Source organism: Allobosea sp. NPDC055353 (genome assembly GCF_053644975.1).
Genome location: NZ_JBSHMC010000001.1, coordinates 453,706 through 467,376, shown reverse-complemented (window position 1 = coordinate 467,376; position 13,671 = coordinate 453,706). Strand labels below are relative to the sequence as shown.

The window sequence follows — 13,671 nt, the reverse complement described above, 5'->3', positions numbered from 1 at the left end:
CCTCTGTCAGCCTCAGGAAGTCAGGCGTTCTTCGTGCCGTTGGTCCTTTGCGGTTTCGGGACTTTAGGCACCCTGGAAGGTAGCCGTTCAATGCAGTGGCGCAGCAAGTATAGCCTCTCGGTTCAGTTTCTTGCTGCTGCCGCCGTTGTCCTTTGTATTTCCATGGCCGTGCTTGGCACCTGGGTCACTCACCGGATCACACGCAGCGTGCTCGTGACATCGGGGCAAGGCGGCTCCGATCTGATGGTGGGTTTTCTTGAGGCGGAGGTGCAGAATCTCCTGCCGGACGGCACCATGCCGATCGCGAACCAGCACCGCCTTGATCAACTGCTTGTCAGAACCCCGGTGACGAAGAGGATCGTCTCGGTGAAGGTCTGGCGGCCGGATGGAACGGTCATCTACGCCAACATGGCGAAAGACATCATCGGCAAACATTTTGTCTCGACCGATGTCGCCACTGCAGCCAGCGGCAAGATTGTTTCTGAGTTCAAGGATATGGTGAGCGCCGAGAGCGCCTACGAGCAGAGCCTGAATCGATCGCTCATCGAAGTTTATGCACCGCTCTACAGGACCGGAACGGAGACTGTCGTCGCCGTCGGCGAGATCTATGAAGACGCCAGGATTTTGGATACGCAGCTTCAACACAGCCAGCGGCTGACGTGGATCATCGTCTGCCTGACCACACTGTTGATGCTCTCCTTCCTCTACCTGATCGTTCGGCGCGGCAGCTCGACGATCGCCGTGCAGGGAGCCGAGCTGACAAGGCGCATCGCTGAAGCGCAGTCGATGGCATTGCAGAACGAGCGGCTCAGGCTCGATGCGAACGAGGCGAACGAGGAGTTGCTCGGGCGGATCGGCTCCGACATCCATGATGGTCCGATCCAGGCGCTGACGCTCGCAAGGCTCCGGCTTGACGAGATCGCCGAGATCTTGCTCGACAAGCGACAGAGAAAGCGCCCCGTTCCGCAATACCTGAGTGAAGCGAGAGCCACACTCGGCGAATCCATTGAAGAACTGCGGCATCTCTCGACCGGCCTTGTGCTGCCGGAGCTGGACGAGCTGTCGCCGCTCGAGCTGATCGAGCTGGCGCGCGACCGGCACGAAAGCACGACGGCGACGAATGTCGAGCTCAGCCTCGGAGATCTGCCCGAGACCATGTCGAGCGCCATGAAGATTTGCGTTTACCGCATCGTTCAGGAGTCGCTGACGAACGCTTTTCGACATGCCGGCGGCGTCGGCCAACGTGTATCGGCCGCGGTCCGCGATCACCGGCTCGAGCTGACGATCAGCGATGAGGGCGGCCAAGTCGTGGCGCCTCAGGCAGAACGAGCGGTTCACGCCAAGCTGGGTCACCGCGGCATTCGAAATCGCGTTCAGGCGTTCGGCGGAATTTTGAAGCTGGAGAAGACCGAGCGCGGGACGGAAGTGCGGGTCACACTACCCCTCGCATACGGCCATCGGTGACGCCCCAAGGGGCATTACCTCGTACGCCGAGCGGGCATGCGTTAGTGCAGCCATAGCTGCCTCAGCGTATGGAGACAGAACGAGGCTCAATGCCTAGCCTTAACCAAGCATTTACGAAACTGTTGTAATCACCGTCAGTTACGTTAAGCTCTCCTTCTCGGTTGGAGAGCTGCACCATGCGCACAGTTTCCGTCGCTTTCGTCGATGACCACCCGACGCTCTTGGACGGCATTCGCGCCATATTCGGGCGCCGCCCTGGGTATAAAGTCGTAGGAACAGGCGGCTGCTGCGCAGAAGCACTCGATATTTCGTATAAGACGAAGCCAGAAGTTCTTGTCATGGACTTGAATATGCCTGGCGATGCTTTTGAATGCATAAAGCAAATTCATCACCTGGCTCCCGAAATCAAAATTGTTATCTTGACGGCGTCGTCGGGAATTCGACATGCAGTGGATGCGCTGAAAGCCGGAGCCAATGGCTATGTACTTAAAGGTAGTCCGCTCGAGAGCTTGAGGGAGGCGATAGACGCCGTCGTAGCCGGCGAAACCTATATCTCCAAAGGTTTTTCGGCTAAAGTGATTGCTGCACTTGCCAATCCTCACGAACTAAAAATCAAGCTGAGCGTTCGAGAGGAGCAAATCGTAAGCCTGCTTTTGGACAGTCGCACCAATCGAGAAATGGCCACTGTCATGAAGCTCAGCGAAAAAACGATCAAGAATTACATGAGCTTGCTCATGCAAAAATTGGAGGTGCGCAACCGGGTCGGACTGGTTCTCGCGGCGAAAAGACTGCCTATCTCCAACACAAAAATGAATGACGTCGAGCGCATCGGATTACTCAATTGAATGCGCGGCGCGCGAGCGACCGCAGATAAAATCGCTCCGAAAGGCAGATGAAAGCGCCGGCAACTGCAGACCGGCTGGCCCGACCAACCCTCGGCACTATCGCAGCAATTGCTCAGTCGGCCAAAAATCGCAGTTCGGCTGAATGGATGGCTGGGGCGGGAGGATTCGAACCTCCGAATGGCGGTACCAAAAACCGCTGCCTTACCACTTGGCGACGCCCCAATGTGCGGCGCGTTCTAGAACGCAGCAGCGCGGCGCGCAACCGTCAAGCGGCCTCGCCCCGCGCCTTGCCGGAAGAATTCCTCAACAACCTGCAAAGAGCCTGTTGCGCCGCAGCCGCGCGCTGGCTATAAGCCGGCCACCAGCGGATCGGAGTGTGGCTCAGCCTGGTAGAGCACCTCGTTCGGGACGAGGGGGTCGCAGGTTCAAATCCTGCCACTCCGACCAAAATTTCCCGGGATATTTGAAGTGACGACGAATGGCCCTCACGGGCCATTTCTTTTTCCGGCGGGTCCCGAACCGGTTCGCTCGGTCCCGGCCGCACCACCGGAACCGTCACCCATCTGTCAAACGGCACGACTATTGCTTCGGCTCCGGAACGGAGACGACCATGCTGCGCGACTGCCCGCCTGACGCCAAGGCCACCCTTGCCCTGATCGCCCTGTCGGCGATCTGCATCCTGGGCTGGCTTGCCGATCTCGGCCTTTGAACGCGCGCTCCTCCACCGAATTGCCGCTGTCGTCCAACCCCTGCAGCCACTAGACTGCCGCCTCATCGAATCGAACGGTCGGATCCATGAAGCGCATCACCCTCCTTGCCGGCATCCTCGGATTGGCCGTGTTTCTGTCCGGCTGCGACAAATGCGGCAATTTCGGCCCGCTGTTCGGATCGTCCGACACCAAGAGCTGCAGCGGCAAGTCGACGAGCTAGGGCCAGCGGGACAGATGGCCGACGAGATCGAGTTCGACAGAAGCGCGCCGGCGGCGGCCGGCACGGTCGCCACCCTGTCGCCGCTGGTCCGCCGGATCATCGCGGGCAATGGCGGACCGATGACCTTCACCGGCACCTGCTCCTATATCGTCGGCCGCGGCACGGTCGCGATCATCGATCCCGGCCCTGACGATGCGGACCATGTCGAGCGGCTCCTGGCGGCGGTCCATGGCGAGACGGTCAGCCATATCGTCGTCACCCATACCCATCGCGATCACTCGCCCGCGGTGCCGGCGCTGAAGGCGGCGACCGGCGCGATGGTGGTCGGCTGCGGTCCGCACCGGCCGTCGCGGGAGCTCGGACCGGGCGAAGGCCGCGTGCTCGACGCCGCGGCCGATACCGATTTCGTGCCGGACCAGGAAATGCGCGACGGCGACGCCGTCTCCGGGCCCGGCTGGAGCCTCGCCGCCGTCGAGACGCCCGGCCACACCGCGAACCATCTCGCCTTCACGCTCGCCGAAGAGCGGACGTTGTTCTCCGGCGACCATGTCATGGCCTGGTCCACCACGGTGGTCGCCCCGCCCGACGGGTCGATGGCCGCCTATATGGCCTCGATCGACAAGCTGCGCGGGCTGGAGCACGCCCGCTACTGGCCGGGCCATGGCGGCCCCGTCACCGAGCCGCAGCGGTTTCTGCGCGGACTGGTCCAGCACCGCCGCCAGCGCGAGGCCGCGATCCTGAACCGGCTCGGCGCCGGTGACGACACGATCGCCGCGATGGTGCCGGTGATCTATCAGGGCCTGGCCCCGGCCCTGCACGGCGCCGCGGCGCTTTCGGTGCTGGCCCAGATCGAGGATCTCGTGCTGCGCGGCGCCGTCCAGTCCAGCGACGCGATTCCGGCCCTCGCCAGCCGCTACAGGCTCGCCTGAAGCTATCGCCTGGAGCATCGGCTTTTTCCGAAAACCGCGTTCCACTTTTCGGGCCGATGCTCTAGCGGCTCTCCATCAGCAATTCGATCTCGTCGGCGAAGGCCGCGACACGCGCCGCATTCGCGCCGAGATCATGGCGACCGAGGCGCGAGGCCGAGCGGATGTCGATGCGGCTGCCGTCGACGCGCGGCCTGATGCGGATGGTGATGTCCTCGGAGAAGTGCAGGATCTGGCCCCGGGCCACCGCCTCGACCCGCCCTGCGCCGCTGCGCCCGCCCGGCCGCGCGGTCTCCAGCACCTGCCAGCCCAGCCCCGACGCCGCTCGCCTGGCGAGGTCGAAGGCGGCTTCCGCCGGCAGTTCGAGCAGGATCGGGACCGCCTTGGGATAGGCCTGACGCTGCAAGCGCCGCCGCGGCGCCGGCACATCGGGCGGGACCCGGCCGGAGCGCGCCGTCAACGCGGCCTGCGAACGGCTGAAGGCGGGGGGATCGTCGATATCGGTCGAGACATCGGCAAGAGCCGGCCTGGTCACGAGCCTGAGCACGACAAAGCCTGCCGGTACGAGCAGGAGGAGCGAAAGCAGCAGCGCGCCGGCGGCCATGCCGGCACCGCGATGGCCGGAATGCCAGATGCGGATAAAGGCAAGGATGGCAAGGCCGAGCGCCGCGAGCACGAGGACATAGGCACCAGCGACCGGCGCGAGCCCTTCGATGCTCGGCTCCCGCAAACGGACCAGCAGCAGCGACAAAAGCAGCACAGCGAACGCAAACCAGGCCAGCCGCCTGCTCCAGACAGCGGCGCGCGAAACCGGTTCCTCGAAGACGAGACGGCGGTGCATGGCCCTTTCGTGCCCGTGGCGAACCCGGAACGCAAGCCGGGGAGCGTGAAGCGCAATCTTAATCAAATCGGCGATAAGTGGGCAGGAGGTTTCGCCGCTGCCTGTCTCCCGGCCTCCGCCACCGCCTTACCGCCGCATGTCTCGCTCGAGTCCCGCCGTGAAATTCTTCCCCTCTTCGATCCAGAACTACCTCGTCGCCACCATCGCCTGCCTGTGCGTGCCGGGCATCGGTGCGCTCGCCTACATGGCGCAACAATCCATCGTCGAAGTGCGCAGCAACATGCGGCTGGCCGAGCTGGTCGATGCCGACAAGGCCCTGCTGCTCACCGGCAACGCGATCCGCACCGCGCGCGGACAGGCCCAGACCAGCATCCAGGTCGCCGATGATCCCGCCCCGGTGCTGAAGCAGATCGAGGACAGCAATCGCAGCCGCATCGCCGAGGCGATCACGCAGCTCGACGAAACCGACCTGCCGAACCGCAAGGAACTGATCGCCGGCATCCAGCAGCAGCAGAAGCTCACCGACGCCAGGATGGCCGATCTCTATGCCGAGGCGTCGAAGCCGAAGGCGCAGCGCAGCCTCGCCGCCACCATGCCCTGGTATAACGGCGTCGGCTCGATCGAAGGCGCGATCGTCAAGGCTTCCGACGAAACCTCCAATGCCGCCCGCCTCGCAGACCCGATCCTGGCAGACCTGCAGAGCTTCAAGTCGGCCGGCTGGGATGTCCGCTCGAATTACGGCACGCAATGCTCGGTGCTGCGCCCGGCCTTCGGCTCCGGCAAGGCGCTCGAGACGGCGCAGATCCGCAAGCTCGGCGAATTGCGCGGCATCTCCAACGCCGCCGGCGAGACGCTGAAGCAGCTCGCCTCGCGGCCCGGCGTCGGCAGCGAGCTCGTCCGGAAGATCGGCATCATGTCGGCCGAGGTCGAAGCCTCGAACCGCAAGATGGACGAGCTGATCGGCAAGCTCGGCCAGGGTTCCGGCCCGATCATCGCAGCGGAGGAATGGACGAAGCAGTGCAATGCGCCGTTCACCGCGATCGTCTCCGCCGTCACCCAGTCGCTCGACGACATGGTCACGCGGACCGACCAGAAGCTCAACGCCGCCTGGGTCAAGCTCGGCGTCGTCGGCTCGCTGCTGGCCGTGCTGCTCGCAATCTGCGTCCTGAGCTGGCGCGGCGTGCAGCGCCGGGTCGCGCGGCCGCTCGTCTCGCTGAAATCCGCGCTGGACCAGATGCAGACGGGCAATTTCGCCCAGGCCATCCCGGCCGCCCCCTCGCCGGACGAAATCGGTTCGCTGAGCGGCGCCCTCGAAATCTACCGCGAGAACGCGCTTGCCCTCGAGCAGAACCGGCGTGACCGCGAGCTCGCCATGCTCGCCGATGCCGAACAGGCCGCCCATGTCCAGAAGCTGCTCGGCGAAGTCGCCACCATCGTCGCCGCCGCGCGTGACGGCAATTTCTCCGGCAAGGCGCAGGTCGGCGGCATGGAAGGCCCGCTCAAGGAACTCGTCGAGGGCATCAACGAGATCAACGCGGTTGTTGACGGGGCGACGACGGAATTCGCCGGGGCGCTGTCTGCGATCGCGGGCGGCGACCTGACCAACCGGATCGAGACGGCCTATCGCGGCCGCTTCGCCGATCTGAAGGGCGCGATCAACGAGACGGTGGATCGCCTCTCGGACACGGTCGCGACGATCCAGACGACCTCGGCCGATGTCGGTCTCGCCGCGCGCGAGATCAACATGGGCGCCGACGATCTGTCGAAGCGCACCGAGGAACAGGCCTCCTCGCTGGAAGAAACCGCGGCCACGACCGAGGAGCTGGCGGCTTCCGTGAAAGCCTCGGCCCAGGCCTCGAAGGATGCCGCCCGGATCGCCGACGAGGCGATGCAGGCGGCCGAGAGCGGTGGCGCGATCGCCGGACAGGCGGTCGACGCCATGGCCCGGATCGAGACCGCCTCGCAGAAGATCTCCGACATCATCCGGGTGATCGACGACATCGCCTTCCAGACCAACCTTTTGGCGCTTAACGCCGCGGTCGAGGCGGCCCGCGCCGGCGATGCCGGCAAGGGCTTCGCCGTCGTCGCCTCGGAGGTGCGCACCCTGGCGCAGCGTTCGAGCGAGGCGGCCAAGGACATCTCCGGCCTGATCTCCTCGTCCAATGTCGAGGTCGGCGAGGGCGTCAAGCTGGTGCGGCAGGCCGGCGACCAGCTCAGCCGCATCCTGGCGGCCTCGCAGAAGGTCGCGGCGACGATCGCCGACATCTCGGCCGCGTCCGGCGAGCAGGCCAACGGCATCGACGAGATGAGCCAGGCGGTCGCCCATCTCGACGAGATGACCCAGCAGAACGCGGCTTTGTCCGAGCAGAGCGCCGCCTCCGCCAACGCGCTGTCCGGCCGGATCGAGCAGCTCAACGGACTGGTAGCGACCTTCCGCACCGGGCGCGAGCCCGCCGGCCAGGCGGCTTATGCGCAGCCGGCCGCGATGGCCCGCGCGAAGGCGCCGATGCGGGCCACCAGGCCGGCTCCCGCCACCTCCGGCGAGCCGGAGCGGCTGCGGCAGCTCGCCGAGGCCGCCTTCGTCCAGTCCCGCACCGCCCCCGCCCCGCGCAAGGTCGCCAATGGCGGCCGGGCCAACGATTCCGGATGGGAGGAGTTCTGAGGCGGCACAGCCTCGGCGCATCCTCGAACGACACGCGCGGCGCCCGAAAGGGCGCCGTTGGCGTTTCAAACGCAGCTCATTCTCCCTGAAAACCGCGACGTCATCCCGGGCGACCGGAGGGAGACCCGGGATCCATTCCGGAACGCCCGCGAATGAGGTTCAGGCATGGATCCCGGATCTTCGCTTCGCTCCGCCCGGGATGGCTCGCTTTCTGAAAACGTTGAGAGAAACCCGATGATCACCCCGGCAACCGGTAATCCCTGAACATCTCGCGCAGCGCCGTCTTCTGGATCTTGCCGGTCGCTGTGTGGGGGATCGCCTCGACCAGCACGACATCGTCCGGCAGCCACCATTTCGCGATCTTGCCGGTCATGAAGGCGAGCATCTCGTCCCTGTCTGGCGTGCGGCCGGGCTTCGGTACGATCACCAGCAGCGGTCGCTCGTCCCATTTCGGATGGGCGACGCCGATCACCGCGGCTTCCACCACATCGGGATGAGCGATGGCGAGGTTTTCGAGGTCGATCGAAGAGATCCATTCGCCGCCGGACTTGATCACGTCCTTCGAGCGGTCGGTGATCTGCATGTAGCCGGCAGGGTCGATCGTGCCGACGTCGCCGGTGTCGAAGAAGCCCTCTTCGTCGAGGGTCGGTTCGTCCTCGCGCCGATAATAGGCTTTCGCCACGGCGGGCCCGCGCATCTTGAGCCGGCCGAACGTCTTGCCGTCCCAGGGGAGATCCCGCCCCGCATCGTCGGTCAGGCGGAATTCCACCGTGAAGCCGGGATGACCCTGCTTGACCTTGAGATCGTAGAGCGCGTCGCCCTCCAGATGCTCGTAGACGGGTTTCACCGAGCAGAACGAACCGAGCGGGCTCATCTCGGTCATGCCCCAGGCGTGGGCAACGGTGACGCCGTATTTTCGCTCGAAGGTCTCGGTCATCGCGCGCGGGCAGGCCGAGCCGCCGATGACGACGCGCTTCAGCGTCGAGAGCTTGCCCTCCGTCGCCTCCAGGTGCTGCAGGAGGCCGAGCCAGACGGTCGGCACCGCCGCCGTCATGGTCACGCCCTCGCCCTCCAGCAAGGCATGGAGCGAGGGACCGTCGAGCTTCGCGCCGGGCATCACCAGCTTGGCGCCGGTCATCGGCGCGGAATAGGCCAGCGACCAGCTGTTGGCGTGGAACAGCGGCACGACAGGCATCACCGAATCACGCGACGACAGGTTGAGATAATCCGGCGTCGCCCAGGTCATCGCATGCAGCACGTTCGAGCGATGCGAGTAGAGCACGCCCTTAGGCCCGCCGGTCGTGCCCGAGGTGTAGCAGAGCCCCGACGCCGTGTTCTCGTCGAAGCGGCCCCAGGCGAAATCGTCGTCGACCTCGGCCAGCCAATCCTCATAGGCGACAGCGCCCCTCAGGCTGGTCTGCGGCATATGCACGGCATCGGTCAGCACGACATAGCGCTCGATCGTCGGCAGCTTGTCCTGGATGGCCTCGACCATCGGCACGAAGGTCAGGTCGAGGAAGAGCAGGCGGTCCTCGGCGTGGTTGACGATCCAGGCGATCTGCTCGGGAAAGAGCCGCGGATTGACCGTGTGCGTGATCGCGCCGATGCCGCTGATGCCGTACCAGAGTTCGAGATGGCGATCGCTGTTCCAGGCCAGCGTCGCGACCCGGTCTCCGAGCGCGATGCCCTGTCGCTGCAGGCGCTTCGCCACGCTCAACGCGCGACTGCGGATCTCGGCATAGCTGCGCCGTCTCAGCGAGCCGTCCTCGACGGCGCGGCTGACCACCTCGCGCGTGCCGTGCTGGACGGCGGCGTGGTCGATGATGCGGTGGAGCAGAAGGGGCCAGTCCTGCATCAGGCCGAGCATGCGCTTATCCTCCCAAATCCGTTTGCCCGGAGGATAGCGGCGCGCTCCCGCGAAAGGGAAGTCATCCCATCGAAGGCTCGCCTGCGCCCGCCAGATGGTTTAGGCCTGATCCTTCAAGAGCGGGGGGAAACGCCATGACCGCACCGAAGATCGTGCAGCAGGCCGCGACGGAACCGGACCGGGTCTGGTTCCGCTTCATGCGGCTGCACCAGCGCATGCTGATGCAGATGACGGCGCGAATCCGCGCGCTCGGCCTCTCGATCCCGCAATTCGACCTGCTCTCGACCCTGACCGAGCAGGAGGGCATCAGCCAGAGCGAACTCGCCGAACGGCTCTACGTCACCAAGGGCAATGTCTCCGGGCTGGTCGACAGGCTGGTGCAGGCCGGGCTGGTCGAGCGGCGCGCCATCGCCGGCGACCGGCGCTCCTATGCCATGCACCTGACGCCGGAAGGCCGCCGGCTCGCCGAAGCCGGCATCGCCGCCCAGCGTGATTTCGTCGCGAACACGCTCGGCAAGCTGGAAACGGACGATCTCGCCGAGCTCGACCGGCTGGTGCTGCTCTGGCGCGATTTCGCCCGCGCCGTCGATGCCGAGTGAGCGGCCATGGCTGACGGCATCGACCTGACCGCATCCGCCACGGCCCTGCGCGCGGCGCTGCTCGCCCGCCGCTTCAGCGCCACCGATCTTCTCGAAGCGACATTCGCCCGCATCGATGCGCTGAACCCGCGCCTCAACGCCGTCGTGGCCGAGGATCGCGAGGCCGCTCGTGCAATGGCGAAAGCCTCGGATGAGCGCATCGCCAGCGGTACGGCTCGCCCACTCGAAGGGCTGCCGATCACGATCAAGGATGCATTCGACGTCGCCGGCCTGCCCTCCTCCGGCGGGTTGCCGGCCTATCGCGAGCGCGTGCCCGCCGAGGATGCCGCCGCGGTCGCGAGGCTGCGGGCCGCCGGCGCGGTCATCATCGGCAAGACGAACGTCCCGGTCTTTTCCGGCGATTTCCAGAGCTACAACCCGGCCCATGGCGTCACCAACAACCCCTGGGACGAGGCGCGCTCGCCCGGCGGATCGTCAGGCGGGGCGGCGGTTGCCGTCGCGACCGGCATGAGCGCCTTCGAACTCGGCTCCGATCTCGGCAGCTCGATCCGCTGGCCGGCCCATGCCTGCGGCGTCTTCGGCCTCAAGACGAGCTGGGGGCTGGTCTCGACCTGGGGCGCGATCCCGCCACCGCCGGAGCGCCGCACCCTGCGCAATGTCGACCTGATGGTCGCCGGCCCGATCACCCGCGCCAGCGAGGATCTCGACCTGATCCTGCGGGTGATCGCCGGGCCGCGCGATACGGCCCTGCCCGCGCCCGCGCTGCCTGAGCCGCGCCGGACCGACGCGAAGGGCCTGCGCGTCGCGCTCTGGGCGGACGATCCCTTCGCACCGGTCGACCGGGAGGTCGCGGATGCCGTGCGCGAGGCGGCGCGCCGGCTGGCCGAAGCCGGCGCCATCATCGACGAAACCGCGCGGCCCTCCATCCGCTTCGCCGACGCGTTCGAGGTCTATGCGCTGCTGAACCATGCCGTCGTCGCCTATGGCCTGCCGCCGAAGGTGCGGGCGCGCATCCAGGCGCAAGCCTCGCGCTTCAGCCCGAACGACCTGTCGCACCAGGCCCTGCAGGCGCGCGGCGCCCGGATGACGCCCGGTCTCTACCAGCAGGTCGACCAGCGCCGCCGCGCCCAGAAGCGGCAATGGGCCAGCTTCTTCGCCCGCTACGACGTGGTGCTCTGCCCGCCGACCCCGGTCGCCGCGATCCCGCATGATCACGGCCCCGACATCCATGCCCGCCGCCTGATCGTGAACGGCGAGCCGCGGCCCTATCTCGACTTCCTGCTCTGGGCCGCGCTTGCGACCGGGGCGGACCTGCCGGCCCTGTCGGCCCCGGTCATGCGGTCGCGCGAGGGCCTGCCGCTCGGCGTCCAGATCATCGCGCCCCTCGGCGAGGATCGCACCGCCATTGCCGTCGGGGCGATGCTGGAAGAGCTGGGCGGACGGTTCACCTCGCCGCCGCTCGCAAACTGAACCGCTCTGAGGGCGGTTGCACCCGCGTGGCGCGAGGCCTTTCCGGTTCCCTCGTCCCGCGGCAGAGTCTACTGTCCCCTGCGTCAAATTCGCTCAACATTTGCAGCCATATCGGCGTATGTTGGCAAGAATATTAAACAGAACCGGGAGCCCATCATGCTGTCGAATGTCGCCGTCAGGGATATCGAGACCCTCGTCCATCCCTATACCAACCTCGCCACGCATCGGCAGACGGGCCCGCTGATCCTGGAGAGCGGCAAGGGCATCTATGTCTACGACTCCACCGGCAAGGAATATATCGAGGGCATGGCAGGGCTCTGGTGCACCTCGCTCGGCTACTCGAACCAGGAGCTGGTCGAGACCGCCTATGAGCAGATGAAGAAGCTGCCCTTCACCCATATCTTCGGCGGGCGCAGCCATGATCCGGCGATCGAGCTGGCCGAAAAGCTCAAGGAGATCGCCCCGGTCCCGATCTCCAAGGTGTTCTACGGTGCCTCCGGCTCCGACGCCAACGACACCCAGGTCAAGATCGTCTGGTATCTCAACAACGCGCTCGGCCGGCCGCAGAAGAAGAAGATCATCTCGCGGCTGAAGGGCTATCACGGCGTCACCGTCGCCTCGGCCTCGCTGACCGGCCTGCCGAACAACCATATCGATTTCGACCTGCCGCTGCCGGGCATCCTGCACACCTCCTGCCCGCATCACTACCGCTTCGCCGAGCCGGGCGAGAGCGAGCAGGACTTCTCGTCGCGCCTCGCCGCCGAGCTGGAAGAGATGATCCTGCGCGAAGGGCCGGACACGGTCGCCGCCTTCATCGCCGAGCCGGTGATGGGCGCCGGCGGCGCGATCATCCCGCCCGAAGGCTATTTCGAGAAGATCAACGCCGTGCTCGCCAAGTACGACGTGCTGTTCATCTCGGACGAGGTCATCACCGGCTTCGGCCGCACCGGCAAGATGTTCGGCACCGAGACCTACGGCATGAATGCCGACTCGATCTCGCTCGCCAAGCAGATCACCTCGGCCTATTTCCCGCTCAGCGCCGTGATGATGAACGACAAGATCTATGACGTGCTCGTCGACCAGAGCCGTAAGATCGGCACCTTCGGCCACGGCAACACCTATGCCGGCCATCCCGTCGGCTGCGCCGTCGCGGTGAAGACGCTGGAGATCTACCAGCGCGAGAAGATCGTCGACCATGTCGAGAAGGTCTCGCCGACCTTCCTGCGCCGCCTCAACAAGCTCGCCGAGCATCCGCTCGTCGGCGAAGCCAAGGGCGTCGGCCTGATCGGCGGCGCCGAGCTGGTCAAGGACAAGCAGACCAAGGCCTCCTTCGACGTGAAGAAGGGCGTCGGCGCCAAGGCCGTGGCCTATGCGCTGGAAGAGGGCTTCATCACCCGCGCCATGGGCGACCGCCTCGCCTTCTGCCCGCCGCTCGTGATCAACGAGGCCGAGATCGAGGAAATGTTCAACCGCTGCGAGCGCGCCCTCGACAAGACCCTGAACTGGGCCAAGGCCGAAGGCCTGCTGGCCTGACGGCCGTTCACCGCTGAAACGACAGAAGGCCGGGCAGCGACGCCCGGCCTTTTTTGTGTTCAGCAATGTGGCGGATGGGCCCGAGATCGCCACGAACAGATCACAGAGGCGCCCCGGCGCCGTCCCGATCCGCCGTCAGACAGGCAGGGTCGGCTGGCGCGAGCCGCCGGCATGAGGTCCATCAGACGAGTCAGGAGCCATGCTTCAACGCGACACGCACGCCCCGACACCGGCCCGCAAGGGTTTCCATGACGCCACGGCGCGGGCGACCTATGCCTCCCGCTTCCGCCCGATCGCAATTCGGGCGGTTGCCGCGGGAACCCGACAGGCATCACCTGCGTTGAAACAGCACGGTGAAGCGCGCAAGGCCGAGTTGCCCGGCGTTCTCCGCCACGGTTTCTACGACTGAAACCTCCCCTTCGAGACCCATGACTTGGCCGGTGCGGAGCTTGCTCCCACCGGCCTTTTTCTTGGGCGGTGCGGCTGAGCTGGCCTAGTTGCGCGACGGCTTCATGAGACCTGTTGTCATTCCGG

At 65.9% G+C, this 13,671-nt stretch carries 11 protein-coding genes and 2 tRNA genes; 10 read left to right on the top strand and 3 right to left on the bottom strand.

Annotation, left to right across the window (positions count from 1 at the left end):
- Positions 1-90 precede the first annotated feature (90 nt).
- Together ACWIEX_RS02100 and ACWIEX_RS02095 are read left to right on the top strand one after the other, a co-directional pair.
- Positions 91-1,464 (top strand): sensor histidine kinase, encoded by a 1,374-nt coding sequence (locus ACWIEX_RS02100; RefSeq protein ID WP_454031493.1) that lies wholly within the window; start codon positions 91-93, stop codon positions 1,462-1,464.
- Between the two features lie 176 nt (positions 1,465-1,640).
- Positions 1,641-2,309 carry a response regulator gene (locus ACWIEX_RS02095; protein WP_454031492.1) on the top strand — a complete coding sequence of 223 codons (669 nt, stop codon included), beginning with the start codon at positions 1,641-1,643 and terminating at the stop codon, positions 2,307-2,309.
- 147 nt (positions 2,310-2,456) lie between these two features.
- Here ACWIEX_RS02095 and ACWIEX_RS02090 read toward each other — a convergent pair.
- Positions 2,457-2,531: transfer RNA gene (locus tag ACWIEX_RS02090), tRNA-Gln, on the bottom strand.
- Between the two features lie 148 nt (positions 2,532-2,679).
- Between ACWIEX_RS02090 and ACWIEX_RS02085 the strand changes: the two genes are divergently transcribed.
- The 3 genes from ACWIEX_RS02085 to ACWIEX_RS02075 all read left to right on the top strand — a co-directional run bounded on the left by ACWIEX_RS02085 (position 2,680) and on the right by ACWIEX_RS02075 (position 4,168).
- Positions 2,680-2,756 (top strand) — tRNA-Pro (locus ACWIEX_RS02085).
- Positions 2,757-3,104: 348 nt separating this feature from the next.
- Complete coding sequence (locus ACWIEX_RS02080) at positions 3,105-3,239, top strand: hypothetical protein (protein WP_454031491.1); 135 nt, start codon at positions 3,105-3,107, stop codon at positions 3,237-3,239.
- 14 nt (positions 3,240-3,253) lie between these two features.
- Positions 3,254-4,168 (top strand): MBL fold metallo-hydrolase, encoded by a 915-nt coding sequence (locus ACWIEX_RS02075; RefSeq protein ID WP_454031490.1) that lies wholly within the window; start codon positions 3,254-3,256, stop codon positions 4,166-4,168.
- A 61-nt stretch (positions 4,169-4,229) separates the two neighbouring features.
- Here the strand turns inward: ACWIEX_RS02075 and ACWIEX_RS02070 are convergent, their stop codons facing one another.
- Positions 4,230-5,006 carry a DUF1499 domain-containing protein gene (locus ACWIEX_RS02070; protein WP_454031489.1) on the bottom strand — a complete coding sequence of 259 codons (777 nt, stop codon included), beginning with the start codon at positions 5,004-5,006 and terminating at the stop codon, positions 4,230-4,232.
- Positions 5,007-5,163: 157 nt separating this feature from the next.
- On the opposite strand from ACWIEX_RS02070, the gene ACWIEX_RS02065 reads away from it, so the two are divergent.
- Positions 5,164-7,668 carry a methyl-accepting chemotaxis protein gene (locus tag ACWIEX_RS02065; protein ID WP_454031488.1) on the top strand — a complete coding sequence of 835 codons (2,505 nt, stop codon included), beginning with the start codon at positions 5,164-5,166 and terminating at the stop codon, positions 7,666-7,668.
- Positions 7,669-7,906: 238 nt separating this feature from the next.
- Here ACWIEX_RS02065 and ACWIEX_RS02060 read toward each other — a convergent pair whose 3' ends face one another.
- Positions 7,907-9,535 carry a long-chain-fatty-acid--CoA ligase gene (locus ACWIEX_RS02060; protein WP_454031487.1) on the bottom strand — a complete coding sequence of 543 codons (1,629 nt, stop codon included), beginning with the start codon at positions 9,533-9,535 and terminating at the stop codon, positions 7,907-7,909.
- A 134-nt stretch (positions 9,536-9,669) separates the two neighbouring features.
- Between ACWIEX_RS02060 and ACWIEX_RS02055 the strand changes: the two genes are divergently transcribed.
- From ACWIEX_RS02055 to ACWIEX_RS02040, 4 genes are all read left to right on the top strand, one after another.
- Positions 9,670-10,134: a MarR family winged helix-turn-helix transcriptional regulator gene (locus tag ACWIEX_RS02055; RefSeq protein WP_454031486.1), complete on the top strand. Its 465-nt coding sequence runs from the start codon at positions 9,670-9,672 to the stop codon at positions 10,132-10,134.
- 6 nt (positions 10,135-10,140) lie between these two features.
- Positions 10,141-11,604 carry an amidase gene (locus ACWIEX_RS02050; RefSeq protein WP_454031485.1) on the top strand — a complete coding sequence of 488 codons (1,464 nt, stop codon included), beginning with the start codon at positions 10,141-10,143 and terminating at the stop codon, positions 11,602-11,604.
- Between the two features lie 156 nt (positions 11,605-11,760).
- Positions 11,761-13,137, top strand: coding sequence for an aspartate aminotransferase family protein (locus tag ACWIEX_RS02045; protein ID WP_454031484.1), 1,377 nt, complete (start codon positions 11,761-11,763; stop codon positions 13,135-13,137).
- Positions 13,138-13,336: 199 nt separating this feature from the next.
- On the top strand, positions 13,337-13,546 hold the full coding sequence (locus ACWIEX_RS02040) for a hypothetical protein (protein ID WP_454031483.1): 210 nt from the start codon (positions 13,337-13,339) through the stop codon (positions 13,544-13,546).
- The last annotated feature ends 125 nt before the right edge of the window (positions 13,547-13,671 follow it).

Excerpts from the sequence above, each read along its gene's own strand:
- ACWIEX_RS02100 (WP_454031493.1), top strand. The coding sequence starts at position 91 with ATGCAGTGGCGCAGCAAGTATAGCCTCTCGGTTCAGTTTCTTGCTGCT.
- ACWIEX_RS02095 (WP_454031492.1), top strand. The coding sequence starts at position 1,641 with ATGCGCACAGTTTCCGTCGCTTTCGTCGATGACCACCCGACGCTCTTG.
- ACWIEX_RS02080 (WP_454031491.1), top strand. The coding sequence starts at position 3,105 with ATGAAGCGCATCACCCTCCTTGCCGGCATCCTCGGATTGGCCGTGTTT.
- ACWIEX_RS02075 (WP_454031490.1), top strand. The coding sequence starts at position 3,254 with ATGGCCGACGAGATCGAGTTCGACAGAAGCGCGCCGGCGGCGGCCGGC.
- ACWIEX_RS02070 (WP_454031489.1), bottom strand. The coding sequence starts at position 5,006 with ATGCACCGCCGTCTCGTCTTCGAGGAACCGGTTTCGCGCGCCGCTGTC.
- ACWIEX_RS02060 (WP_454031487.1), bottom strand. The coding sequence starts at position 9,535 with ATGCTCGGCCTGATGCAGGACTGGCCCCTTCTGCTCCACCGCATCATC.
- ACWIEX_RS02055 (WP_454031486.1), top strand. The coding sequence starts at position 9,670 with ATGACCGCACCGAAGATCGTGCAGCAGGCCGCGACGGAACCGGACCGG.
- ACWIEX_RS02050 (WP_454031485.1), top strand. The coding sequence starts at position 10,141 with ATGGCTGACGGCATCGACCTGACCGCATCCGCCACGGCCCTGCGCGCG.
- ACWIEX_RS02045 (WP_454031484.1), top strand. The coding sequence starts at position 11,761 with ATGCTGTCGAATGTCGCCGTCAGGGATATCGAGACCCTCGTCCATCCC.
- ACWIEX_RS02040 (WP_454031483.1), top strand. The coding sequence starts at position 13,337 with ATGCTTCAACGCGACACGCACGCCCCGACACCGGCCCGCAAGGGTTTC.